Genomic DNA, 23,753 nt, shown 5'->3' with positions numbered 1-23,753 from the left:
CGGACCTCGAGGACTACCTCCGCCCCTGCCGCCGCACCATTTCGTCGATCCAGATCGGCGCGTAGGGCGAGGTGCAGCCGGGCGATGTCGGGTAGTCCTTCAGGACCTCGAGTTCTTCGCCGATTCCGATCGCGCGGGCTCGGTGCTCGGGGTGATGGATGCCGATGGTGGCGAGGGATTCGTTCATCGCCCACTGCAGGCGATCCGGTGCGTCCTTCATCTGGGCCTCGATGGTGTCGAGAAGCCCGGAAAGATCGAGGCCGTCGGAGGATTTCGCGACGAGATCGCTGGTCAGTGCCCAGCCCGCGCCGGCGACGACCGGGTCGGGATCGGCGAGCCAGGCGGTGCGCAGTTCTTCGACGTGCGGGCTCTTCTTCACGATGTAGCTCACGAGCCAGGCATGCACCTTGGGGACACGGGCGTCGCGGAGCATGGCGTCGAGCTCCTCCGCGCTGTACGCCTTCGGCCGACTGATCAGGATCGCGACCAGACGCGCTGCGGTGTCGCCGGTCCCCCACAGCTGACCCGCGAGTTCGTGCTGCGTCTTCAGGCGCTTGGCGACCGCCCGCAGTTCGGTGAGGTTGACGCCGTGGTCGTCGCCGTGGCGTTCGTTGACCGCGCGGATCTTCGGGTCCTCCAGGGCCGCCAGTTCCGTCAGGACGTCGTCGACCGTCGCCTGGGATGTCGTCGCCACAGCTACCTCCTTCGCCTCGCCTCGAGCGTACGGGTCGGCATGCGGTGATTGCGGCGATTGCCTGGGCCACGGGCGCGACAGTCGATACCGTGGACACGGCGGGCGAACGGTATCCCCGACCGACAGGGAGGACCGACCGTGACCAGGCGCATTCTGCACGTCGTCAGCAACGTCGCGCACTACGACGATCCGTCCGAGCCGACCGGGCTGTGGCTGTCGGAGTTGACCCACGCCTACGAGGTGTTCGAGAAGCACGGGTTGGAGCAGCGCATCGTCAGCCCCAAGGGAGGCCGCTCGCCGCTCGAGCCGCGGTCGCTCGCGTGGCCGAACATCGATGCGACGGCGAAGGCGTGGCTGGCCGACGACGCCCGCATGGCGCTGCTGGCGAACACGGCGCGACCGGACGAGATCGACACCGCGGACTTCGACGCGATCTACCTCACCGGCGGCCACGCCGTCATGTGGGATTTCCCGGACAGCCTCGGCCTGCAGCGGCTCACGTGCGACATCTGGGAACACGGCGGGATCGTCTCGTCCGTCTGTCACGGCTACTGCGGTCTGCTGAACGCGAAGCTCTCCGACGGCACGCTGCTGGTCGACGGGCGTCGGCTCACGGGGTTCTCGTGGCGGGAGGAGGTTTTGGCCAGGGTCTCCAAGAAGGTCCCGTACAACGCGGAGGAGGAGATTCGGCAGCGCGGTGCGCTCTACGAGAGGGGCGTGCTGCCCTTCACCTCCAAGGTGGTGGTCGACGGGCGCCTTGTGACCGGTCAGAATCCGCAGTCGGCCAAGGCGACGGCCGAGCAGGTCGCTGCCCTGCTCTGACGCCCTGCTCTGACGCTCGGACGATAACGCCCGGACGGATGACGAGAGATCGGACTACCCTGCCCGACATGGCCATCGACCTCTGTGTGCTGCTGTGGGCGCGTCCGGGGCAGGAGGATGCCCTCGTCGCCTACGAGGACAAGGTGCTCGCGCTCGTCGCCGAGCACGGCGGCCGGGTGCTGCAACGCGCCCGCACCGACGGCACGGGGGACCGGCCGTTCGAGGTCCAGATGTTCAGTTTCGAGTCGCAGGCCGCGATGGACGGCTACCTGGGCGACGAGCGCCGGCTGGCTCTCGCCGACGAACGTGACCGTGCGGTCGCGCGCACCGAACTGATGCACGTCACGCTCGCCGAACCGGTTCCCGAAAAATAATTCTCCCGGCCTGTCGATCCGTCGTCTTCCCGTTCGACGTCGTGGATGAGAGGGTCGATTCGCGACCCTGGACGAAGGAGCGGACACATGAAGTACATGCTGATCATGCGCGTCACCGACGAGGCGATCGAGGCATCGAAGGACATCCCGTTCGAGCAGATCATCGAGGACATGGGCAAGTACAACGAGGCCATGATGAAGGCCGGGGTGCTGCTCGCCGGTGAGGGTCTCTCCGACGCCGCGGAGGGCTTCGTCGTCGACTTCACCAGCGAGACGCCGCTGGTCACCGATGGCCCGTACGGAGAGACGAAGGAACTGTTCAACGGCTTCTGGATCCTCGAGGTCGCGTCGAAGGAGGAGGCCGCCGAGTGGGCCAAGCGCGCCCCGCTCGGGCCGGGCACCAAGCTCGAGGTGCGCCGGGTCACCGGTCCCGAGGACTTCCCCCAGGACAACGAGTGGATCGAGAAGGAAGAGGGCTGGCGCGAGGAACTCGAGAACCGCAAGGCCTGACCGCGTGCCCGACATCCCGACGGAGCGTCGCCCGGATCCGACGGAATCCGCGCGCCGCTCCGTCGCGGCGGTGTGGCGCATCGAGTCCGCCCGCATCGTCGCGACGCTCACCCGGATGGTCGGTGACTTCGGCCGGGCCGAGGATCTCGCGCAGGAGGCGCTGGCCGACGCGCTCGCGCAGTGGCCCGGGTCGGGTGTCCCCGCCAACCCCGGCGCGTGGCTGACGGCGGTCGCCAAACGCAGGGCCATCGACGGCTGGCGCCGGCAGGAGCGGTACGACGAGCGTCTGGCCGCGATCGCCCATGACCTCGAGACCCGGGAGGACGCCGTCCCGGGCGAGTTGCCGTGGGATCCCGACCGGATCGACGACGACGTCCTGCGACTGGTGTTCGTCTCGTGTCACCCGGTGCTTTCCCGCGAGGCGCGGGTCGCGTTGACGCTCAAGGTGGTCGGTGGTCTGTCCAGCGAGGAGATCGCCCGCGCCTTCCTGGTCCCGACGTCCACCGTGCAGCAGCGCATCGTGCGGGCCAAGAAGACGCTCGCCGCCGCCAAGGTGCCGTTCGCGGTGCCGGACCGTGCCGAGTTCGGCGAACGACTCGGCGCGGTGCTGGGGGTGCTGTACCTGGTGTTCAACGAGGGGCATGCGGCGAGCGCCGGCGACGACTGGATGCGCCCCGAACTCAGCCGGGAGGCGCTTCGGTTGGGGCGCATCCTCGTCGAACTCGTGCCCCGGGAACCGGAACCGCACGGACTGGTCGCGCTCATGGAGCTCACCGCTGCCCGGTTCCCGGCGCGGCTCGACGCGAACGGCGACCCGGTGCTGCTCGCCGACCAGGATCGGCGCCGCTGGGACCGGGGTGCCGTCACGCGGGGACGCGAGGCGCTCGACCGCGCCGATGCGCTCGGCCGCGGACGGGGCGCCTACGCGCTGCAAGCCGCGATCGCGGAATGCCACGCCGTCGCGCCGTCCGTCGACGACACCGACTGGGAGCGGATCGTGCTGTTGTACGAGGCGCTGGGGCGGCTCGCCCCGTCCCCCGTCGTCGACCTGAACCGGGCGGCGGCGGTGGCGATGGCGTCGGGTCCCGGCGCGGCACTCGACATCATCGACGGTCTCGTCGCGGACGGACGGCTCGCGGGATACCGGTTCCTGCCCGCCACCCGGGGCGAGCTGCTCGCGCGCCTCGGCCGCACCGAGGAGGCGCGGGCCGAGTTCGAGGCGGCGGCCCGGTTGACGGCCAACATCCGGGAACGGAAGCGGCTGGAGGACAGGGCGTCCGAACTGCCGTCCCCGTGATTCGCCGCCGATCTGCACCCGGCGTGTAACGAGTCCGGTCGACTGCCCGACTTTCTCCATGATGTGACGCGCGGACCGGTGGGTTGTCCACGTGTCGTCCGTGAGTCGGGTTTGGGGAGTGGGCATGGCTAGTCACGGTTTTCTGGCGCGGCATCGGATCGCGCCCCGGGTGATCACCCCGATCGCGCTGGGGGCGGCGCTGCTGGTGGTTCTGGCATGGGCGCTGTGGTCCGCTCCGCCGCGCACGATCGACACCGCACTGACGGCGTCGACCACCGACTGTCACGACATGGTGACCTTGTCGATCGCCGGTCGCAGCGACACGCCGCGTCCGGGCACCACGAAGATGCTCGTCGACGCCGACGGCCGGGAGTTGCCTGCGGCCTCGGCCGACGACTACGTGAGCGCGTGGATCGATCAGGCGTCGAACGCGCCGCTGAAGGCGGTCGCGCCGGGTTCGTACGCCGCGATGTACATCGCGTACCCGGCGGACATGTCGAGCTACGAGAAGTCCGTGAACACCGGTGTCGCGAACACCGAATCGGTGATCAAGGCGATTCGAGCGTCGTGCCCGGACACCAAGTTCGCGATCGTCGGCTACAGCGAGGGTGCGGACGTGGCTCGTCGCGTCGCGATGAACGTCGGTCACCAGGAAGCGGATGCCACCGGCGGGTACGGCATCGTCGATCCGGCGAACGTCGTCGGGGTCGTGATCCTCGCCGACGCCGGCCGCGCCGCCGGACAGGGCCCGTTCCCGGGCGCGAAGAACCCCTTCACCAACCCCGACGGCTTCGATGTGAAGTACCAGAACGGTAAGAACCCGGTCCCCGGTCAGGGCGTGACGCCGGACACCGGCGGCTCCGACTTCGGCGCGCTGGCCGGCCGCATCGCGTCGTTCTGTTCGGACGGCGACATCACCTGCTCTGCGCCGCAGAACATCTCGCTGCTGCAGCTGGTGGTGAACGTCGGGCGGCAGTTGAACGTCGATGCGCTCGAACGGGAACAGCTGACTCTGGCGACCGGCATCGACGTCGCGACCGTCCTCTCCCGTATCGCGCTCGACGCGTTCGCGGACATCCGCTCGCAGCCGGACTGGATGCAGAGCGACGAGACCTTCCTCGACGTCCTGCTGAAGGTGTCGGACCCGTCGTACACGCCTCCCACCGCGACGCCGACGACGTCCCCGACCGGCGCCGCCGGCGCCACCGATGCGCAGTCGCCCTCGGACATCTCGACTCCCGCTTCGGGACAGAAGGATTCGATCGTGACGGAGAAGATGTCTCCGCTCGCGTACCTGCCGCAGAAGCTGTTCAGGGAAATCGTCGGTTTGATCGTGACGAACCAGAACACCATCCCGGTGATCATGAGCGATCCGTACCAGTTGACGCTGGCCAAGGACGTCGGGCATCACTTCGACTACTGGCGGGACGCCGACCAGGCGAACGGCAAGCCGCTCACGTCCGCCGACTACGCGGCCGCATGGTTGACGTATCTCGCGAAGCAGGCCCAGAACGGGCAGCAGGTGAATCCGGAGGCGAAGCCGAGCGCGGCGGAACTGTCGGCCGCCCTGAGCGAGGTCACGTCCTCGGCGGCGGCCCCGGCGGGCGCGTCCTCCACACCGGCGAGCGACCCGTCGACACAGCCCACGTCGGGCCCGGCCGGCGACTCGCCGGTGGCCGTCGAGCCCGCGTCGCCGAGCCCGCAGGCGCCCGCACCGGCTACGACACCGAACGCCGCGGCGACCGACGTTGCGACCGAGGTCACGACCGCGCCGACGGAAGCCGCGTCGCCGCAGACGAGTACGTCCACCACGGCGCCGCGGACCACGACCGCGGCCCCGACCACGACGTCCTCCGGCGCGGTGCCGACACCGAGCGGCTAGTCCGCCCCGCCACCGGACGACAGGCCCCGGCCGCTCACACCCGAGCGGCCGGGGCCTGCGTCGCGGTGACCAGCCCACCGTGCGTGGACTCGTCGAACGCCACGAGCGCCACCGACAGGTGCAGCGGCTTCCATTCGCCGTCGAGTCCGCGAACCCGGATCACGCCCTCGACGTTGCGACGTACGAGGTCCCTCGCCATCTCCCGGGCGATGGGCAGATCGTCCGGATGGATCGCCGGTTCGGGTTCGCCGACGGCGTTTCCCCAGGCGATTCCCGGCATCGGCTGATTGCGCCACTTGATCAGCGTCAAGCGCTTCAGATCTACGTACGCGTGATACTGGCCGGGGGCGAGCACCGCGTCGAGCACCCGGTGCTCGAGGATCACCGGCGGTGGCGCCGACGGGACATCGTCCGCCGGTCCGATGTCGTGGGTGACGCCGCGCAGGATCACCACGCGGTTGCCGGTCGGCTCCGGCCGCTCGTCGAGCATGCGGCACGAGAAGTGTGCGGCGCGTTCGGCGCCGTCGTCGCGCCGCACCTTCCAGACGGCCTGATGCTCGGTTCCGGGCGCGGATTGCACGATCTTGGCGAGCGCCTGGCCTTCGTCGTGGTTCGTCACCAGCCGGTTGAAGGCGCCGGACAGCGCCGCCTCGGATCGGCGATCCTCGGGCGCCACGCCGTACAGGTCGAACAGGTCCTCACTGCCGCTGGCCGTGCCTGCGGACAGATTGAAGTGCCACGCACCGACCGGATCGCGGCGGGGCGGCTCGACGGTGATCGGGCCCCGCCAGAGGTGGATGCCGTGCAGGCGGGTCTCGGAGTTGAGCAGCGGCACCGCCACTATCCGATGGAGGCCGTCGTCGGACTCCCGGTCGATCGGCCGGTGGTCCGGATCCGCCATCAGGTCCAACACCGCCGACCGGACGTCGTCGAGTGACCGGTTCCGTTGTCCGCGACGTGCTGTGAAGTACCGATCGAGCGCGACGAAGGATTTGGGTGTCGCACCCACACCGATCAACGAGGGCTCGGCTCCCCCGAATGTGGCGATCAGTAACCAGTCCGGTGCCATACGAATTCCACCCCCGAATGTGAACCCGCTCCGGACGGAGCGACGAATTGTTTCGGCTACCGCGAGGCGAGCCGCTTGGCCGCGGGCAGCAGCCACTGATATGCGGGCCCGAGGACACGGGTCGCGACGTCCACGACGCGCGCGTCGGGACCGACGAGAACTCGGGGCCGTCCGCGTTCGACGCCGCGCAGAATCGTCCTGGCCGCATCGGCAGGATCGGTTCGCGCGATCCGCTGCTCGAACGACTCGACGACGTCGGCTCGGTCGACACCCACTGCGGTCCGCGCCGTGCGGGCAATCGACGTTCGCACCCCACCCGGATAGACGCAGGTGACCTTGACCCGATTTCCGGCGCTCTCCATCTCCTGACGGAGCGATTCGGTGAAGCCACGCACCGCGAACTTCGCGGCGTTGTACGCGGAATATCCGGGTGCGGCCATCAGGCCGAACGCCGACGACAGGTTCACGATGCGTCCGCGGTCCGACTTCATGATGTGCGGAAGAAATTCCTTGGTGCCGTTGACAACACCCCAGAAATCGACATTCACGACGTGTTCGAGGTCCGCATAGTCCGAAGCGACCACGTCGCCGGAGAAGAGGACTCCCGCGTTGTTGACGACGCCGTCGACCCTGCCGAATCGAGCGACGGTGTCGGCGGCGAAGGCCGCGACCGCAGCCCGATCGGTCACGTCGAGTGCCGTGGCCGTCACGTCGGCGCCGAATCCGCGGCACTCGGCTGCGGTGACCTCGAGCGGATCGGACGAGATGTCGGCGAGTGCCAGGGCCGCTCCCGACTGCGCCAGTTGGATCGCCAACTCGCGGCCGATCCCGGATGCCGCGCCGGTCACGGCGAACACGCGACTATCGAAATACCCCAACGAACTCCCCCGTCCCGACGTGTCCTGCCCCTGGTTGATTACCAGACGGTCGTCGGCCCCGCACCTCGGGCGCTGCCCGTTCCGGGAAGTCGACCCACCGGACGAGCGATCCGCGTCGGGGTGTCGGATCGCTCGCCCGGCGGCCGGACGGCTCGATCAACCGCACGTGAATGCGGCACGAGCCGAGTCGGGTGGGCGTTCCGTTCGATTCGCGTGCACGGCGAGACCGGGAGAACGCCGGTACGGCGATGTGCCGACGGCTGAGTGCGCTACGAAAGCACTGTGTGCTCCGAAGGCGCTGTGCGCTACAAGCAGACCCGACGCGGACAAGGCTGCAGGAGACCCGGGAGGGTGCGCGCCTCGCACTGTAGGCGAGCGGCCGACGGTATGGCAACGACGAGCGGCGGCGTGTCGGTGACCCCGGGTTCGGGTAGTGGCGCCGAACGGGATCGGCGCCACCACCCGGCCACGGCCCGCCAGGTCGGGGGTCCGGGAGGCCGTGGTCCGTCCGACGAATCGGCCGGTACTTGTGAACGCTAGTGCGGTGTCGTCGCGGGGCGTAGGGGGATTTGCCCCGTGGCCGGAGGGGGAATCGTCGTGGGGGTCCCCGGCACCGCGTCAGCTCTTCGGGGTGGCGTCCGGCTCGGGCGCGAGGGCGAAGTAGTTCTCCTCCTCCTGCACGAAGTGCAGTCGCAGCAGTGCGTGCAGTCCGTACAGGCACGCGAGCAGGTCGTCGACCTGCTCCGCGGTGATGCCGCCGGCCCCATCGGCGCGGGCGAGGTGCGTGCGCAACCGCCGGGCGAGACGGTCGATCTCGGCGTGCATGCGACTCATGGTGGCGGTGGCCTCCGCGTTGCCGAGGGGCGTGGCGAGCGCCGGGTACAGCTCGCGGTCCTCGGCCTCCTCGTGCGGCAACAGGGTGTCGAACAGGAAGGCGTCGACGCGGCGCAGCGCCGCGTGGGCGGAGGTGAGCTCACCGGCCGCGAGCAGGCCCGCGGTGTCTCGCAGGATCGTGAGCTGGTCGCGCAGTTCGTCGTGCTCGGCGGAGAACCGGTGCAGCATCGCCTCGGTGTCGTCGGGTAGCGGGATCTCGTCGGCCCGGGCGCCGCGCAGGGCACGCAGCGCGTTGAGGATCACCGCCACGTCGATGCCCTCCTGCAGCAGCGCGCCGGCCGCGGGCGGTAACAGGCCGAACGCGGCAAACCCCATGGCCACCAACGACAGCCCCATCCCGACGGTGGCGCTCTGAACGGCGATCCGGCGAGAGCGGCGCGCGATCGCCATTGCGTCCGCGAGGTGGTCGAGACGGTCGGTGGTGAGCACGACGTCCGCCGCCTCGGACGTCGCCGTCGAGCCGCGGGCGCCCATCGCCACACCGACGGTCGCCGCCGCCAGCGCGGGTGCGTCGTTGACGCCGTCGCCGACCATCACGGTGACCGCTCGCTCCCGTTCGGCACGCACCCCCGCCACCTTGTCCGCGGGCGACTGCTCGGCCCGGACGGCGTCGAGACCGAGGACGGCCCCGATCTCCTGGGCCGGCTCGCGGCGGTCCCCGGTGAGCATCACCAGTCGGTTCAGGCCGGCCGCGCGGAGGCGTCGGAGGGTGCGGGAGGCGTCCCGGCGCACGGGGTCGATCAGCAGGATCGCGCCGGCGAGGGTGTCGTCGACGGTCACCCACGCGATCGCGGCGCCGTCGAGCACGGCTCGTCCGTGCGCCGACCGCGCCCATCCGGGAGCGTCGTCCGGCAGGTTCAGCGTGCCGACGCTCACCCGGTGGCCGTCCACAGTGGCGGTGACACCGGTGCCGGCCTCCTCGCCCACGTCGGTGGGCAGGGACAGGTCGAGTCCACGTATCTTCGCCTCCTGCACGATGGCCTCGGCGAGTACGTGCGGCGACAGTTGATCGGCCGACGCGGCCAGTCGCAGCACCTCGGTGGGGTCGCCGCCGGGCGCGGTGAGCACGTCGGTCCCGGTGGGGCGTCCGGTGGTGAGGGTGCCGGTTTTGTCCATCACCAACGTGGTTGCGTGGCCCAGGTTCTCGAGCGCGCCACCGTTGCGGATCACGACGCCCAGGCGCGACGCTCGGGACAGGCCCGACACGATCGCGACCGGCGCCGCCAGCAGTAGCGGGCACGGTGTGGCGACGACGAGGACGGCCACCGCACGGGTCGCGGAACCGCTGAAAACCCATGCGGCCCCGGCCACGGCGAGCGCAAGGGGAAGGAACCAGCCGGCAATGCGGTCCGCGACACGGACGACGGGAGCGCTCTCGGCCGCGGCGTCCTGCGCCAGTCGCACGATGCCCGCGTATGTGCTCTGCTCCGCGGTGGTGCGCGCCTGCATCTCGAAAGCGCTTCCGGCGTCGACTGTTCCACTGCGCACGGCCTCGCCGCGGCGGCGCTGCACAGCGAGTGGTTCACCGGTGAGCACGGACTCGTCGAGAACCGCCGCCTCCGACATCACCCAGCCGTCGACGGGCACCACCTCGCCGGGCCCGACGACGAGGACGTCACCGGCGGCGACATCGTCGAGGGGAACGGACTCGACGGTGTCGCCGTCACGGCGGCGCGCGGTCCGCGGCGCGTGCTCGAGCAGTGATCGCAGGTCCTTCGTGGCGCGCCGCTCCGCGGCCGCGTCGAGGGCCTGACCGGTCGCCAGCATCACGCCGATGAGTGCGCCCGCGAGATACTCCCCCACCAGGAGCGTGCCGATCAGCGACAGCACGGCGATGAGGTCGACGCCGACCCGGCGGTGACGGAGCGCGTCGACCACCCACCAGGTGGCGGGCACGATCGCGACGGCCGTCCCGGTGATCCAGCATGCGTCGGCGACGTCACCCGCATCCGCGAGCCACGCGATTCCGCCGGCCAGGAGCGCGGCGAGCGTGACCGCCAGAAGGGCGGGTTCCCGCAGGCGGCGCACCAGTGCACGCCGCCTGGTTCGTGCATCGGACGCGGCATCCACCTTGACGCTCCCAGGCTCTCGCGGTGTCACCTCGACGGTACCGCCGCTGCCTCCTCCGCCGGAGCCGACCGGTCAGTCGGGGCTGACGAGGTCGCCGTCCGGCCTCGTCGGCTTCGGTTCGACGGTCGAGAACGTCAGGGTGCCGTCGTCGACGGGTGTGTCCCGCAGGACCACGACATCCTTGTAGTAGTCCATCTGCAGGTTCCACGGGTCCTTGGTTCCGGCCCGCGGCCACAGGTCCAACGAGCGCTGGATGTAGCCGGACGCGAAGTCGAGCAGTGGCCGGGTGTCCATGCCCTCCTCGCGGTTCTCCGCGACGACGACGTCGGCGCCGCGGCGATCCATCTGACGCAGTACGCGACAGAGGAATTCGGCGACGAGGTCGACCTTGAGCGTCCAGGGCGCATTGGTGTAGCCGACCGCGAACGAGAAGTTCGGAATGTCGGAGAGCATCGTGCCCTTGAAGGCGAGGCGCTCGGTGATGTCGATCGGTTCGCCGGCGATCCGCAGTTCGATGCCGCCGAGTGCCAGCAGGTCGAGTCCGGTTGCGGTGATGACGATGTCGGCGTCGAGGTGCCCGCCGGAGGTGAGCGCGATGCCGGTTTCGGTGAAGGTCTCGATGGTGTCGGTGACCACCGACGCCTTTCCCTCGCGGATCGCCTTGAACAGGTCGCCGCCGGGCACCACGCACAGGCGCTGATCCCACGGGTCGTACCGAGGATTGAAGTGGGTGTCGACGTCGAACCCCGCGGGTAGGAGCCGCTTGTCGAGTTGCCGGATCACCGCCCGCACCTGCTTCGGGAAGCGCCTCGACAGCTTGTAGATCCAGACGTTCTGCGCGATGTTCTTCTTCCGGGTGAGCCGGTAGCCGCGGCGATCGCCCAGGACGCGCCGGAACAACCCGGAGAGGGCGTCCTCGGCGGGCAGCGGGATGACGTAGGAAGGCGAGCGCTGGAGCATCGTGATGTGTCCGGTGGCGTCGGCCATCGCGGGGATCAGCGTGACGGCGGTGGCGCCGGATCCGATGACGACGACCCGCTTGCCGACATAGTCCAGGTCCTCGGGCCAGTGCTGCGGATGCACGACCCGGCCGCCGAAGTGCTCGATGCCCGGGAACTGCGGGGTGTAGCCGTTGTCGTAGTTGTAGTAGCCGCTGGCGCAGAAGAGCCAGTTCGCCGTGAACGTCGTGGTCTCCTCGGTGTCGCCGATCCGCGCCACCACCGTCCATCGGGCGTCGGTCGGAGACCAGTCGGCACGGACCACCTTGTGGTGGTAGCGGATGTGCCGGTCGAGGTCGTACTCGCGGGCCGTCTCGCGGATGTAGTCGAGGATGTCGGCGGCGGGCGCGAGTGCCTTGCGTCCCTTCCACGGCTTGAAGTCGTACCCGTAGGTCTGGACGTCCGAATCCGAACGAATGCCCGGGTAGCGGAACAGGTCCCAGGTGCCACCGGACGCACCCCGCGCCTCGAGGATCACCACCGAGCGGTGCGGCTGCTCGGTGTGGAGGCGGGCGGCGGTCCCGATGCCCGACAGTCCGGCGCCGATGATGACGACGTCGCGGTGCTCGGGTCGCGGGGTGCTGTCGGCGCTCATGAATCCTCCGGATGCGTGTGACGGCGAATCACGTCTGTAATGCACGGTATCGCTTCCGGACGGGTCGGGGCGAGGAAAATGGTGGTGAGACGAGACGAGGAGGCGTGAACATGACCCTGCCACCCGAGATCGATCCCGGTGTGGGCCCCAGCGGGGCCGGATGCGTCGAGTGCGACGCGAGCGGAGGATGGTGGTTCCACCTGAGACGGTGCGCTGCCTGCGGCCACGTCGGATGCTGCGACTCCTCCCCCGCGCAGCACGCGAGCGCGCATGCCGCGGCGGCCGGGCACCCGATCATCCGCAGCTACGAGCCCGGTGAGGCCTGGTTCTGGGACTACCGCACCCAGGATTTCGCGGAGGGGCCGGAACTGTCGCCACCACAACATCATCCGCTTGACCAGACGGTGCCGGGGCCCGCCGATCGGGTGCCCGAGGACTGGGCGGACCGGTTGCACTGAGGCACGCACCGCTACGGTCGGGAGGTGATCGAGGTTCCCGAGGCGCTCGTCGCTGCACAGCACAGGTACGGCGGTGTGGCCGGACGGGCCTTCGTCGCCGCCCTTCCCCGGATCGCCGACGAGATGCTCCAACGCTGGGATCTGCACCCCGTCGGCGCGCCGATGCACGGCATGGCGGCGCTCGTGTTGCCGGTCCGTGCCGGCGACGGTAGGGACGCCGTCCTGAAGTTGCAGGCGGTGGACGAGGAGACCGTCGGGGAGTCGGTGGCGTTGCGGATCTGGGACGGCGACGGCGCCGTCCGTCTCCTCGCACACGACGCCGAAACCGGCGCGATGCTGCTCGAGCGGCTCGACACCTCCCGGCACCTGTCGAGTGTCGCGGACACCCGTGCCGCGGTGCAGACCCTCGCCGAACTGCTCGCGCGGCTCACCGCCCACACGGCACCGGACGGTCTGCGCCGTCTCGACGACGTGGCGACCGCGATGCTGGAGCAGACGCCGTCCGCCGTCCCGCTGCTCGACGATCCGGACGATCGGGATCTCCTGACGGACTGCGCGGCGGCGGTCCGCGACGTCGTCGCCGAGTCGGGAAACAGATTGCTGCACTGGGATCTCCACTACGACAACGTCCTCGCGTCCGATCGCGCACCGTGGCTCGCGATCGATCCGAAGCCCCTCGCCGGTGATCCCGGATTCGATTTGCTGCCCGCCCTCACCGATCGGTTCGACGCCGCGGACATCGCCTGGCGGTTCGACCTCATGACCGACGTCCTCGACCTCGATCGGGATCGCGCGCGGGCCTGGACGCTCGGCCGCGTGCTGCAGAACGGCCTGTGGGACGTCGAGGACGGTGAGCGGCGGCTGTCGCGGGACCAGGTCTCGATCGCACGAGTTCTGCTGCGCTGATCTACCATCCCCGCATGATCAGACGAATTGTGGGGATTGCTGCTTCGGTGGGGATCCTGGTGGGCCTGGGTAGTCAGGCGGCCGCCGCCGCCCAGCCGGTGCCGGTGGACGACCTGACGGCGGTCCGGACCGCGTTCGGTGCGGGACTGCCGGTCGGCACGCTCACGGCACAGTCGGCGCTGGAGACCCTCGGGAGGGTCGCCGCCGGGGTGCCGAGGGCTTCCTACTTCCCCCGTTCGGCGCACCTGGTCGAGGGCGCGGTCCAGCCGTTCCTGTACGACACGTCCGCCTCGGACTGTCTGCTGCCCGCGGCTCTCGGTGACGACTCGATCGGTGTCGCGCAGGCCGTCGCCGGGCCGGCCGTCGACACCAGCCTGCCGACGCCGGTCATTCCGCCCGGCACGGTCAACGTGCTGTTCTCCGGGCTGGGCACGTCGATGTCCTCTCCGCACCGCGGCGACCCGATGACGGTGTCCTGGCTGAATCTGAACACGATGCGCTCAGGCACGGCCCCGCTGTACCAGGAGCGCCCCGCGGACAGTCCGCGAACGCTGTCCAACACGATCGAAACGGGCCGGGGCACGGTCGTTTTCCTGATATCGGGCAGCATGCTCGACAACACCAGCCGGGACCTGCCGGCGTGTGACTTCGCCCCCGTGGTCGGGGTCGTGCAGGCCTGACGAGCCCGCTCCGCCCGCCGTCCACTCGACGGCGGGCGAACCCGGCCACATACTGAGGGTGCGTTCGCAGGTGCGTTGTCCACGTCCTCGGTCCGCGGCCGAGGTGCCCACGGAGGTGACCGTGTCATGACCGTGTACCGACAGCGACTCGGTGGCGTCGCGTACGAGTTCCTCGGCCTCGTGGACCTGCTCGCCAAGGCGACACCGCGGCGCTCCGGCGACGAACTCGCCGGGTGCGCAGCACATTCGGATGCCGAGCGGGCCGCCGCCCAGTGGGCGCTCGCCGAGGTGCCGCTGCGCACGTTCCTCACCGAGGTCGTGGTCCCGTACGAGACCGACGAGGTGACGCGGCTGATCCTGGACACCCATGACGCCGCGGCGTTCGCCCCGGTAGCGCACCTCACCGTCGGCGGCCTGCGTGATCATCTGCTCGCGGTGGCGGCGCGCCCGAACTCGGCCGAGGTGCTCGCGGCCCTCGCCCCCGGACTCACCCCGGAGATGGTGGCGGCCGTCAGCAAGATCATGCGGAATCAGGACCTCATCGCGGTCTCGCGCGCGGCAGTCGTGACCAGTGCGTTCCGCACCACGATCGGCCTGCCCGGGCGGTTGGCGACCCGGCTGCAACCGAACCATCCACTCGACGATCCGCGGGGAGTCGCCGCGGCGATCCTCGACGGGCTGTTGCTGGGGTGCGGCGACGCCGTGGTCGGGATCAACCCGGCGAGCGATTCCCCGCACGCCGTCGCCGAGTTGCTGCACCTGCTCGACGACATCCGCCGGCGGTTCGAGATCCCCACGCAGTCCTGCGTGCTCACCCACGTGACGACGACGATCGACCTCGTCGAGCGGGGCGCCCCCGTCGACCTCGTCTTCCAGTCCGTGGCCGGGACCGAGGGCGCCAATCGGGCATTCGGGGTCGACCTGACACTGCTGCGGGAAGGCAACGAGGCGGGCCGGGCGCTGCGCCGCGGCACGGTCGGCGACAACGTCATGTACCTCGAGACCGGCCAGGGCTCGGCACTGTCGTCGGGAACCCACCTCGGAACCGGTGACCGGCCGGTGGACCAGCAGACCCTGGAGGCCCGCGCGTACGCGGTGGCGCGGGACCTGCAACCCCTGCTGGTGAACACCGTCGTCGGATTCATCGGACCCGAATATCTCTACGACGGTAAGCAAATCGTGCGGGCCGGGCTCGAGGACCAGTTCTGCGGCAAACTGCTCGGGCTGCCGATGGGCGTCGACGTCTGCTACACCAATCACGCCGAGGCCGATCAGGACGACATGGACACCCTGCTGACGCTGCTCGCCGTCGCCGGCACGGCCTTCGTCATCACGGTGCCCGGCGCCGACGACGTCATGCTCGGCTACCAGTCGCTGTCGTTCCACGACGCGCTGTACGTGCGAGACACCGCGAACCTGCGGCCCGCACCCGAATTCGAGGCGTGGCTGCGCCGACTCGGGATGGTCGACGACGCCGGACGGATCCTTACCGTCGACGTCGCGGCGTCACCGCTGCGGGCTCTCGGCGGCGCCGCATGAGCGATCCGTGGAGCGATCTCCGGCGCCACACCCAGGCGCGGATCGGGCTGGGCCGCAGCGGGAACGGTGTGCCGACGCGGCGGCAGCTAGAATTCGTCGCCGCTCACGCCGCGGCACGGGATGCAGTGCACACGGCGCTGGACGTCGAGGCGTTGGCGGATCGGATCCGCGACGTAGGTCTCGGGAATCCGTCGATCGTGCGCAGTGCTGCGGCCGACCGGTCCACGTATCTGCGCCGACCCGACCTCGGTCGCGTTCCCGAGCGGGGAACGAGGCTCGAGCACAACGGGTCCGACATCGGTATCGCTCTGTGCGACGGGCTGTCCCCGACGGCGCTCGCGGCGCACGGTCCCGCCCTGGGCGCCGCGATCGTCCGCGCCCTGCCGCAGCTGACGGTCGCTCCCCCGGTGATCGCGACCCAGGCGCGTGTCGCGTTGGGAGACCACATCGGAGAGCAACTCGGCGTGACGACGATGCTCGTGCTCATCGGGGAACGCCCCGGTCTGTCGGTCGCCGACAGCGTCGGCATCTACCTGACCCACCACCCGCAGCCCGGTCGCACTGATGCCCAACGCAATTGCGTCTCGAACATCCATCCGCCGGACGGGATGGCGTACGACCATGCGGCCCGGGTCGTCGCCGCCCTCGTCGACGGGGCGCGGCGCCTCGGGGCCTCCGGTGTCGCGCTCAAGGATTCGTCGCGCGATCCTGCCCTCACGGACGCGGAACGGCCCGCGCTGTAGAGCGCGGGCCGTTGCGAAGAGCTACGAACGTCAGCTGCTGAGCTTGGCGATCAGATCGGCGCGCTGACGGGCGCCCAGGCCGGAGACGCGGCGCGTCTCGGCGATGCCGACCGACTCGGCGATGTCGCGAGCCTTGATCTTGCCGACCTTCGGCAGGGATTCGAGCAGGTACAGCACCTTCGTCTTGCCGACGAGCTCGTCGGTGTCTGCCTTGTCGAGAACCTCCACCAGCGTCAGCTTGCCCGACTTGAGGCCTTCCCTCAGTTCGGAGCGAGCCTTGCGGGACGCTGCAGCCTTCTCGAGGGCGGCGGCGCGCTGCTCGGGGGTCAACGTGGGCAATGCCATGATGTGCCTCTCTTTCGCGGTACCCGGAATGGACCTCAGGCTAGAACGCAAACGGGTTCCGCGCGCGCCAAGTTGGTCCCGCGTGTCGAGAAACTGGGGGTGTTCGTCTCATTTGCCCGTCCATGTCGGCTTCCGCTTCGCGAGAAATGCGCTCATCCCCTCCTGTGCGTCGCACGTGACGGCGTTGTCGGCCATCGTCTCGGCCATCAGCTCGTACGCCTCGTCCTGCGGCAGGTCGATCTGGCGGTAGAAGGCCTGCTTGCCGATCGCGAGCGTGAGCGGGCTGGACTCGGCGATGCGTGCGGCCAACTCATCTGTACGAGCGTCCAGTTGGTCCGGTGCCGCAACGAAATTGACCAATCCCCACTCCGCCGCCGTCGCCGCGTCGATGGTGTCGCCGGTGAGCAGCATCTGCATCGCGCGCTTGCGCCCCACCGCGCGACTGAGCGCGACCATGGGAGTGGAACAGAACAGCCCGATACGCACGCCCGGAGTGCCGAACACCGCGGTCGACGACGCCACCACGAGGTCGCACGACGCCGCCAACTGGCAGCCGGCGGCGATCGCCGGTCCCTGGACGGCGGCGACCACGGGCTGCGGGATCGACTGGACGGCATCCATCATCTCGGTACACACTTCGAAGATCTCGCGCTCGTCCTCGAGGCTGCGTCCCACCATCTCCGACAGGTCGTGGCCGGCGGAGAAGGCGGAGCCGGCCGCGGACAGCACCACGACGCGGACGGTTGCGTCGTCGCCCAGTTTACGCAGTGCGGCCGTCACCGCTCGCATCATGCTGGTGGACAGCGGGTTCCGCTGCTTTGGACGGTTCAGGACGAGGTGCGCGATCCCCGTCTCGTCGTCGACCTGGGTCGTGATCGGATCGTCCATCTCGCACCTCTTCCCGTGAGCGCTCGCAGCCCGATGCTACGACGCCCCGCGCGCACGTGCAGGCGCCCGTCCACGCGGGTTGGCCGGACGCACCCCGGACGGTTCCTGCGGCTGGCAGGATCGGTGGCGTGAGTATCGCGAATCTGACCCGCTCCGAGACCGCCGCGCGATCGGCGGCCGTGACAGTCCGTGCATATCGGGTGGAACTGGACGTGACGGACGCCCCCGACGAGACCGAGGCGGGGTTCCTGACCACCACGACGGTGGAGTTCGACGCCACCGCGACGGAGACATGGCTCGATTTCCTCGGTCTCGAGGTGCGTTCGGTGATCGTCAACGGTCAGTTCGTCGACGTCGAGTACGACGGGGCCCGCATCCCCCTGCACGGCCTGCGCAGGTCGAACACCGTCGTGGTCAGCGCGGTGGGACGGTACAGCCGTTCCGGCGAAGGGCTGCACCGATTCCGGGATCCGGTCGACGGTGCGACGTACCTCTACACGCAGTACGAGCCGTCCGACGCGCGTCGGGTGTTCGCATGTTTCGAGCAGCCGGACATGAAGGCGCCCTTCACGTTCTCGGTCACGGCGCCGTCCGGCTGGGAGGTGGCATCCAACCGACCCGCCGCGATCGTCGAGGACGACGGCGACCGGCAGTCGGTGGAGTTCTCTCCCACCCTGCCCATCTCGACGTACATCACCGCGATCGTTGCGGGTCCGTATCACCGTGTCGAATCCGAGTGGCGGCGAGGCGATCTCGACGTTCCGCTCGGGGTGCTGTGCCGCGCGTCGCTCGCCCGGTACCTGGACGCCGACACGATCTTCGAGGTGACCCGGCAGGGCCTGGACTTCTTCGCCGAGAATTTCGACTACCCGTACCCGTGGGGCAAGTACGACCAGGTGTTCGTGCCCGAGTACAACCTCGGTGCCATGGAGAACCCGGGCTGCGTCACCTTCACCGAGGCATACGTGTTCCGCGGCGCCGCGACCGCCGCGCAGTACGAGGGGCGTGCCAACACGATCCTGCACGAGATGGCACACATGTGGTTCGGTGACCTCGTCACGATGGTGTGGTGGGACGACCTGTGGCTCAAGGAGTCCTTCGCCGACTACATGGGCGCGCTCGCGAGCGCGGAGGCCACCGAGTGGACCGACGCGTGGGTCGCGTTCGCGAATCGGCGCAAGGCGTGGGCATACTCGCAGGACCAGTTGCCGACAACGCATCCGATCGTCGCCGACATCGTCGACCTCGAGGCCGCGAAACTGAACTTCGACGGGATCACCTACGCGAAGGGCGCCAGCGTTCTCAAGCAACTCGTCGCGTACGTCGGCCGGGATGCGTTCTTCGAGGGATCACGCCGCTACTTCCGCGCGCACGCCTTCGGCAACACCACGCTGGGGGACCTGCTGTCGGAACTGTCGGAGGCGTCGGGCCGCGACCTCGCGACCTGGGCGCACGCGTGGCTCCGGACCACGGGGATGTCGACGCTCACCCTCGAGCGCGGCGCCGGCGGCTACGAGATCGTGCAGACCGATCCGAGACCGCACCGGATCGCGGTAGGACTCTACGACTTCGACGATTCGGGCGCTCTGGTCCGACGCGATCGCGTCGAGCTGGATCTCGGGAACGAACGTACGCCGGTCGACCTGCCGGAAGCGCCGCTGCGCCTGCTCAACGACGGAGACCTCACGTACGCGAAGGTCCGGCTCGACGCCGGCTCGCTGGACACCGTGGAGCGCTCGCTCGACCGGGTCGTCGACCCGCTGGCCCGGGGGTTGATCTGGTCGGCGCTGTGGAACGCCACCCGCGACGGCGAGCTCTCCCCCGAACGCTACCTGGCGATGGCCCAGGTCTTCGCACCGTCCGAGACCAACACGGCACTGATGGCGGCGGTGCTCGCGAACGCCGGGTACGCCGTCGCGCACTACCTTCCGGATGCGGCTCGTGACGAGTGGCGCGGTCGGTGGCTCGAATCGTGCAGGGCGGCCCTGTGGGACGCGCAGCCGGGTTCGGGCGGCCAGCTGGCGTGGGCGCGGGCGGTGGCGTCGGCGGCCGCCGTCGACGGTCGCTTCGCGCCGCAGATCCGCGCGTTGCTCGACGGCACCGGACCGGCGCCCGACGGCCTGCCGCTGGACCCGGACCTGCGCTGGGCACTGTGGACCGCGCTCGCCGCGACCGGGCATGCCGACGCGCCGGATCTCGCCGCCGAACTCGGCCGTGACGACACCGCGTCCGGCCGCACCGCCCACCTGCGCGCGCTCACGGCCCGCCCACTGCCGGAGGTCAAGGGCGAGGCGTGGCGAGCGGCCCTGGAGGATCCCGGGCTCAGCAACGACCAACTCGACGCCGTCATCGGCGGCTTCCGGGCCGGCGAGCGCCGGGACCTGATCGCGCCCTACGACGACGCCTATTTCGCGGCGATCCGCGACGTGTGGGCGACGCGGAGCATCGAGATCGCCCGCCGCATCGTGCTGGGCCTGTTCCCGGCGGCGGATTCCCTCGATGCGGTGGATGCCTGGCTGACGTCCAACGCGGACGCTCCCGGCGCGCTGCGGCGCCTGGTGATCGAACAGCGCGATCACCTGGCCCGCGATCTGCGTGTCCGGGCCCTCGGTGTTAACGACGTGTGACGCCGTTTTTACGCCCGTGCGCTCGAGCGTTTCCATTCTGTAATGGATTGCGATTCAAGGCTTTCACCGCTTGGAATCCGTTGTCGCAGTCCGCTACACATGCAGTGGCGCCGAGAACGGCGACTGAGACGAAGCACCAGCTTCACGGGAACAAAGGGGAAGACAATGGGTTCTGAGGAGTTCGCTACGGCTCTGGGTTCGGTCGACTTCGATCAGGTTGTCGCAGGTGCGGAAGCGGTGGGGGCTTTCGCCGGTCTGATTGCCGCCCTCGGGGCGTTCGCCGCGCTGCTCGTCTAGCGAGTGTGGCCGGGAACCGGCCGACTCGTGTGGGGCCCGAAGTCGCTCGTCGGCTTCGGGCCCTACACGTGTTCGACCTCAGGTGCGTTCGACCAGCCGCTCGTACCGCTGCCGTGCCGCCTGGGTGCTTCCGAGGCCCAGTCCGAACGCAATTTCCCGCCAGGTCATTCCGCGCTGACGGGCGATGCCGAGGAACAGTGCCTCGAGCTGATCCATCTCGGCGCGGGCCTTCGGGAACAGCCCGAGGGCCGCGGTGATGTCGGCGTCGTCGATCTCCGGCTCGCCCGGCTCCGGCGTGTGGACGCCACCCGCGAGTGCCGCCACCACCCGGATCGCTCCCAGTGGTTCGAGGATCTCCGGATGCGACTGACGCGCCCGTTGTTCGGGAGTGGCGCCGTGCCGCTCGGCGATCCGGAACAGGGCCGCGTACTCCCGGTGGGCGCGTTCCCGGCTGGGGTTGGGTGGGGTGAAGTCCTCGGAGGTCATGCTTCGAGAGTCCGCCTCGCCCACCGTGCTGTCAACGGAATATTGACAACAAAATATTCACACCTCGGTTCGACGTCGTGTCGGCTCTCGTGGGGAGTCGTGTCCGGCCCGCATGCTCGCGACCGCGTTGACGGCGAGCAACACGAGGAACGCTGTGACCGGTGCGGCCCAGGATCCGGTGGCGTCGTGCAGGAGCGAGGCCAGGATCGGTCCGGTCGCCGCGATCAGATAGCCGCCCGTCTGGGCCACCGTCGACAGTGCGGCCACGTGGTCGGGTGTGTGGCCGCGCCGGGCGTAGAGCACCCCGGCGACGGCCTGACCTCCACCGAGTCCGACACCGAGGATCAACGCCCACACCACGGGCGCGGTGGCGGGTGCGATCAGCAGGCCCGTGAAGCCCGCGGCGCACACGACCACGATCGCCAGGATGTGGGGGCGCTGATCGACGCTCGCGGCGGCGAGGATCGGCGCAACCAGGCCGCCCGCGGCCACGCCGACGATGAACAGCGCCTGCATGTTCCCCGCGGTCCCGTCGGCGACTCCGGCGGCGACCAGGATCGACGGCAGCCACGCGAGCGTCGCGTAGAACAGCAGGGTCTGGATGCCGAAGAAGATCGTCAGGCTCCACGCGGTCCACGTACGCAGCACTTGCGGACGGTCGTGGGCCGCTGCGCCCGGGTGGCCGTCGGGCCGACTCGCGTGTCGTAGCTGCGGGACGGTGCCGACGAGTGCCAGGAGTGCGGGAATTACCGCGAGTCCGATTGCGGGTGGCCAGGATTCGCCCGTTGCCCGAAACACGGGGACCATCAGCGCCGCGATCACCGCGGATCCGGCGCCCATCGACATCGCATAGACGCCCATCATCACGCCCGTCCGCTCGGGCGCGAACCGCTTGCGCACGAACACCGGCACGAGCACGTTCACGACCGCGGTCGCACTGCTCACGACCACGGTGCCGACGATCAGTCCGGGCATCCCCACCATCCGGACCAGCGCACCGACGAGGAGCAGGGCGCCGGCGGCGAACAGGGCGCGTTCCTCGCCGAGGCGTCTGCGGGCGACGACGGCGAGCGGCGCGAACAATCCCATGACCAGCGGCGGGATCAGTCCGAGCAGGGTGACGGTGGAGGCGTCGAACCCCGCGACCGGGGCCAGCGGGCCGATCTGGCCGAAGGCGACACGGGTGTTCGCGCTGATGAGAACGAAGCCGGCGACGAGCAGCACTGCCGAGGCGCCGACGCGTGCGTGGGAGGTCGCGGCCGGTGCGGTACCGGTCTGCAGAGACTGCACTGAGCGTTCCTTTCCGAGGAGTAGGCTCACAGCGTCCACACTCAAGTGGGCTTGAGTGCAAGTCGGAGGTGTCGTATGCCCGACGACCTCTGCTCCATATCCGACGTCGCACGCGCCTTCGGGCTGTCCGTGCCGGCGCTGCGGTACTACGAGGAGCGCGGTCTCATCGAGGCGTCCGAGCGTCGCGGCCGAGTCCGCTACTACAGCCGCGACGACCTGGGGCGGCTCGCCTACATCCAGTTGTGGCACGAGGACGGCATGCTCTCGCTCGCCGATACCCAGGCGATCGTCGAATCGGACACGGTGGTGGACCGCAGCCGGTTGATCGAGGATCAGGCCGCCCGGATGCGTGAGCGCATCGGCAACCTGTCCCGCGCGGTCGCGGTGCTCGAGCACATGCTGGGCTGCCGCACCGACCGGGCGCGCGACTGCCCCATGACCGGCGGGTACATCCGGGCCCGGGTCGACGCGGCCCTGTCCGGTGAGGACTTCGCGGACGACTTCCTGCCGAAGGCCTCCGAACCGTGAGCAGTTCGCTCGCGAACCCCGGCCTCGCACTGTTCGTCCTGTGCGCGGTCATGGTGGGGCTTGCCGCCGTCGTGTACCGATTCGCCGGACTCGGCAACCCGCTCACGGCGCCCTGGGCCGCGGCACGTGGTGCGCTGCAACTGGCCGCGGTGTCCGTGATCCTGGCGGCGGCGCTCGCGCACCTGTGGTCGTCGTTGCTGGTGCTCGCGGTGATGTTCGGGGCTGCGTCCTTCACCGCGGCCCGTCGGTCGCGCGCCGGACGGTCGGCGGTGTGGCTGGCGTCGGCGTTGGCCGTCGGCGTCGGGCTGGTGGTTCCGCTGATGCTCGTCAGTGGGGTGGTGCCGCTCGAGGGCGTGGCGCTCGTGCCGATCGGCGGCATTGTCCTGGGCAACGCGATGACAGCCACCTCCCTCGCCGCCAAACGCGGCCTCGACGCGATCGAGCAGCGCTGGGGCGAGGTGGAGGCCGCGCTGAGCCTGGGGCTGAGTACGCGTGACGCCCGGATGGAGGTGGTGGGGTCGGCGGCCACGGACGCATTGCTGCCGGGTCTGGACCAGACCCGCACGGTCGGACTGGTGACGCTGCCCGGAGCGTTCGTCGGCGTGCTGCTCGCGACCGGGTCCGCGGTGCAGGCCGGCGCGGTGCAGATCCTCGTCCTCGTCGGACTGTTGCTGGCGCAGACGTGTGCGGTGGCCGCCACGATCGAACTCGTCGCGCGCGGAGCCGTCCACCGTCCCTGACCCTCCCGCGTTGTGCGCACTTGTCGCGCATTCCGGGGCGTTTCCGGCGCGCTAAGTGCGCGAAACGCGAGGAGGAACAGTCGATGAACGCTCGGTACATCGCCCGATCCCAGTTGAACATGCGTCCGAATTGCGTTGTGATC

23 protein-coding genes are annotated in these 23,753 nt (G+C 69.7%); 14 read left to right on the top strand and 9 right to left on the bottom strand.

Features of this window, described 5'->3' with window-relative positions; translation table 11 throughout:
* Positions 1-13: 13 nt before the first annotated feature.
* Positions 14-694 carry a DNA alkylation repair protein gene (locus ABEU20_RS06985; RefSeq protein WP_420163670.1) on the bottom strand — a complete coding sequence of 227 codons (681 nt, stop codon included), beginning with the start codon at positions 692-694 and terminating at the stop codon, positions 14-16.
* A gap of 138 nt (positions 695-832) precedes the next feature.
* Between ABEU20_RS06985 and ABEU20_RS06980 the strand changes: the two genes are divergently transcribed.
* The 5 genes from ABEU20_RS06980 to ABEU20_RS06960 all read left to right on the top strand — a co-directional run bounded on the left by ABEU20_RS06980 (position 833) and on the right by ABEU20_RS06960 (position 5,579).
* A complete protein-coding gene (locus ABEU20_RS06980) occupies positions 833-1,516 on the top strand; it encodes a type 1 glutamine amidotransferase domain-containing protein (protein ID WP_420163669.1) in 684 nt (227 codons plus the stop codon).
* A 68-nt stretch (positions 1,517-1,584) separates the two neighbouring features.
* Positions 1,585-1,890 (top strand): hypothetical protein, encoded by a 306-nt coding sequence (locus tag ABEU20_RS06975; RefSeq protein ID WP_420163668.1) that lies wholly within the window; start codon positions 1,585-1,587, stop codon positions 1,888-1,890.
* 87 nt (positions 1,891-1,977) lie between these two features.
* Positions 1,978-2,400, top strand: coding sequence for a YciI family protein (locus ABEU20_RS06970; protein WP_420163667.1), 423 nt, complete (start codon positions 1,978-1,980; stop codon positions 2,398-2,400).
* A 4-nt stretch (positions 2,401-2,404) separates the two neighbouring features.
* Positions 2,405-3,697: an RNA polymerase sigma factor gene (locus tag ABEU20_RS06965; RefSeq protein ID WP_420163666.1), complete on the top strand. Its 1,293-nt coding sequence runs from the start codon at positions 2,405-2,407 to the stop codon at positions 3,695-3,697.
* Between the two features lie 124 nt (positions 3,698-3,821).
* Positions 3,822-5,579, top strand: coding sequence for a cutinase family protein (locus tag ABEU20_RS06960; protein ID WP_420163665.1), 1,758 nt, complete (start codon positions 3,822-3,824; stop codon positions 5,577-5,579).
* Positions 5,580-5,613: 34 nt separating this feature from the next.
* Here ABEU20_RS06960 and ABEU20_RS06955 read toward each other — a convergent pair whose 3' ends face one another.
* From ABEU20_RS06955 to ABEU20_RS06940, 4 genes are all read right to left on the bottom strand, one after another.
* On the bottom strand, positions 5,614-6,648 hold the full coding sequence (locus ABEU20_RS06955) for a GAF domain-containing protein (protein WP_420163664.1): 1,035 nt from the start codon (positions 6,646-6,648) through the stop codon (positions 5,614-5,616).
* 56 nt (positions 6,649-6,704) lie between these two features.
* Positions 6,705-7,526 carry an SDR family NAD(P)-dependent oxidoreductase gene (locus ABEU20_RS06950; protein WP_420163663.1) on the bottom strand — a complete coding sequence of 274 codons (822 nt, stop codon included), beginning with the start codon at positions 7,524-7,526 and terminating at the stop codon, positions 6,705-6,707.
* Between the two features lie 618 nt (positions 7,527-8,144).
* Positions 8,145-10,490 (bottom strand): heavy metal translocating P-type ATPase, encoded by a 2,346-nt coding sequence (locus ABEU20_RS06945; protein WP_420163662.1) that lies wholly within the window; start codon positions 10,488-10,490, stop codon positions 8,145-8,147.
* 72 nt (positions 10,491-10,562) lie between these two features.
* Positions 10,563-12,083, bottom strand: coding sequence for a flavin-containing monooxygenase (locus ABEU20_RS06940; protein WP_420163661.1), 1,521 nt, complete (start codon positions 12,081-12,083; stop codon positions 10,563-10,565).
* A 110-nt stretch (positions 12,084-12,193) separates the two neighbouring features.
* Here ABEU20_RS06940 and ABEU20_RS06935 point away from each other — a divergent pair, with 110 nt between their 5' ends.
* From ABEU20_RS06935 to eutC, 5 genes are all read left to right on the top strand, one after another.
* Positions 12,194-12,541: a UBP-type zinc finger domain-containing protein gene (locus ABEU20_RS06935; RefSeq protein ID WP_420163660.1), complete on the top strand. Its 348-nt coding sequence runs from the start codon at positions 12,194-12,196 to the stop codon at positions 12,539-12,541.
* Positions 12,542-12,565: 24 nt separating this feature from the next.
* Positions 12,566-13,447 carry an aminoglycoside phosphotransferase family protein gene (locus ABEU20_RS06930; RefSeq protein WP_420163659.1) on the top strand — a complete coding sequence of 294 codons (882 nt, stop codon included), beginning with the start codon at positions 12,566-12,568 and terminating at the stop codon, positions 13,445-13,447.
* 14 nt (positions 13,448-13,461) lie between these two features.
* The gene (locus tag ABEU20_RS06925) at positions 13,462-14,127 is read left to right on the top strand and encodes an Rv1157c family protein (protein ID WP_420163658.1); all 666 of its coding nucleotides are present in this window, start codon (positions 13,462-13,464) and stop codon (positions 14,125-14,127) included.
* A 126-nt stretch (positions 14,128-14,253) separates the two neighbouring features.
* Complete coding sequence (locus ABEU20_RS06920) at positions 14,254-15,666, top strand: ethanolamine ammonia-lyase subunit EutB (protein WP_420163657.1); 1,413 nt, start codon at positions 14,254-14,256, stop codon at positions 15,664-15,666.
* A complete protein-coding gene (gene eutC / locus ABEU20_RS06915) occupies positions 15,663-16,409 on the top strand; it encodes an ethanolamine ammonia-lyase subunit EutC (RefSeq protein ID WP_420163656.1) in 747 nt (248 codons plus the stop codon). The genes ABEU20_RS06920 and eutC overlap by 4 nt, the downstream gene beginning before the upstream one ends.
* A gap of 30 nt (positions 16,410-16,439) precedes the next feature.
* Here eutC and mihF read toward each other — a convergent pair whose 3' ends face one another.
* Together mihF and ABEU20_RS06905 are read right to left on the bottom strand one after the other, a co-directional pair.
* Positions 16,440-16,754, bottom strand: coding sequence for an integration host factor, actinobacterial type (mihF, locus tag ABEU20_RS06910; protein WP_005516808.1), 315 nt, complete (start codon positions 16,752-16,754; stop codon positions 16,440-16,442).
* 108 nt (positions 16,755-16,862) lie between these two features.
* Positions 16,863-17,642 carry an enoyl-CoA hydratase gene (locus ABEU20_RS06905; protein ID WP_420163655.1) on the bottom strand — a complete coding sequence of 260 codons (780 nt, stop codon included), beginning with the start codon at positions 17,640-17,642 and terminating at the stop codon, positions 16,863-16,865.
* A gap of 128 nt (positions 17,643-17,770) precedes the next feature.
* On the opposite strand from ABEU20_RS06905, the gene pepN reads away from it, so the two are divergent.
* Positions 17,771-20,269 carry an aminopeptidase N gene (gene pepN, locus ABEU20_RS06900; protein WP_420163654.1) on the top strand — a complete coding sequence of 833 codons (2,499 nt, stop codon included), beginning with the start codon at positions 17,771-17,773 and terminating at the stop codon, positions 20,267-20,269.
* 165 nt (positions 20,270-20,434) lie between these two features.
* Positions 20,435-20,566 (top strand): hypothetical protein, encoded by a 132-nt coding sequence (locus ABEU20_RS06895; RefSeq protein ID WP_005516815.1) that lies wholly within the window; start codon positions 20,435-20,437, stop codon positions 20,564-20,566.
* 78 nt (positions 20,567-20,644) lie between these two features.
* On the opposite strand, the gene ABEU20_RS06890 is transcribed toward ABEU20_RS06895, so the two are convergent.
* Both ABEU20_RS06890 and ABEU20_RS06885 read right to left on the bottom strand, forming a co-directional pair.
* Positions 20,645-21,052 carry a DNA-binding protein gene (locus ABEU20_RS06890; RefSeq protein WP_420163653.1) on the bottom strand — a complete coding sequence of 136 codons (408 nt, stop codon included), beginning with the start codon at positions 21,050-21,052 and terminating at the stop codon, positions 20,645-20,647.
* Positions 21,053-21,109: 57 nt separating this feature from the next.
* Entirely contained in the window at positions 21,110-22,342 is a 1,233-nt protein-coding gene (locus ABEU20_RS06885; RefSeq protein ID WP_420163652.1) for an MFS transporter, read from the bottom strand.
* Between the two features lie 75 nt (positions 22,343-22,417).
* On the opposite strand from ABEU20_RS06885, the gene ABEU20_RS06880 reads away from it, so the two are divergent.
* Positions 22,418-22,870 carry a MerR family transcriptional regulator gene (locus ABEU20_RS06880; protein ID WP_420163651.1) on the top strand — a complete coding sequence of 151 codons (453 nt, stop codon included), beginning with the start codon at positions 22,418-22,420 and terminating at the stop codon, positions 22,868-22,870.
* Complete coding sequence (locus ABEU20_RS06875; RefSeq protein ID WP_420163650.1) at positions 22,867-23,610, top strand: ABC transporter permease; 744 nt, start codon at positions 22,867-22,869, stop codon at positions 23,608-23,610. The genes ABEU20_RS06880 and ABEU20_RS06875 overlap by 4 nt, the downstream gene beginning before the upstream one ends.
* Positions 23,611-23,753: the final 143 nt, after the last annotated feature.

This window comes from Rhodococcus parequi (assembly GCF_046042785.1).
Lineage (GTDB): Bacteria > Actinomycetota > Actinomycetes > Mycobacteriales > Mycobacteriaceae > Prescottella > Prescottella parequi.
The sequence above is the reverse complement of the archived record's forward strand: the minus strand, read 5'-3'. Positions and strand labels throughout refer to the sequence as shown.

Coding starts and splice junctions, on each gene's coding strand:
- ABEU20_RS06975 (WP_420163668.1), top strand. CDS start 1,585: ATGGCCATCGACCTCTGTGTGCTGCTGTGGGCGCGTCCGGGGCAGGAG.
- ABEU20_RS06970 (WP_420163667.1), top strand. CDS start 1,978: ATGAAGTACATGCTGATCATGCGCGTCACCGACGAGGCGATCGAGGCA.
- ABEU20_RS06960 (WP_420163665.1), top strand. CDS start 3,822: ATGGCTAGTCACGGTTTTCTGGCGCGGCATCGGATCGCGCCCCGGGTG.
- ABEU20_RS06955 (WP_420163664.1), bottom strand. CDS start 6,648: ATGGCACCGGACTGGTTACTGATCGCCACATTCGGGGGAGCCGAGCCC.
- ABEU20_RS06940 (WP_420163661.1), bottom strand. CDS start 12,083: ATGAGCGCCGACAGCACCCCGCGACCCGAGCACCGCGACGTCGTCATC.
- ABEU20_RS06935 (WP_420163660.1), top strand. CDS start 12,194: ATGACCCTGCCACCCGAGATCGATCCCGGTGTGGGCCCCAGCGGGGCC.
- ABEU20_RS06925 (WP_420163658.1), top strand. CDS start 13,462: ATGATCAGACGAATTGTGGGGATTGCTGCTTCGGTGGGGATCCTGGTG.
- ABEU20_RS06920 (WP_420163657.1), top strand. CDS start 14,254: ATGACCGTGTACCGACAGCGACTCGGTGGCGTCGCGTACGAGTTCCTC.
- eutC (WP_420163656.1), top strand. CDS start 15,663: ATGAGCGATCCGTGGAGCGATCTCCGGCGCCACACCCAGGCGCGGATC.
- mihF (WP_005516808.1), bottom strand. CDS start 16,754: ATGGCATTGCCCACGTTGACCCCCGAGCAGCGCGCCGCCGCCCTCGAG.
- ABEU20_RS06905 (WP_420163655.1), bottom strand. CDS start 17,642: ATGGACGATCCGATCACGACCCAGGTCGACGACGAGACGGGGATCGCG.
- ABEU20_RS06895 (WP_005516815.1), top strand. CDS start 20,435: ATGGGTTCTGAGGAGTTCGCTACGGCTCTGGGTTCGGTCGACTTCGAT.
- ABEU20_RS06890 (WP_420163653.1), bottom strand. CDS start 21,052: ATGACCTCCGAGGACTTCACCCCACCCAACCCCAGCCGGGAACGCGCC.
- ABEU20_RS06880 (WP_420163651.1), top strand. CDS start 22,418: ATGCCCGACGACCTCTGCTCCATATCCGACGTCGCACGCGCCTTCGGG.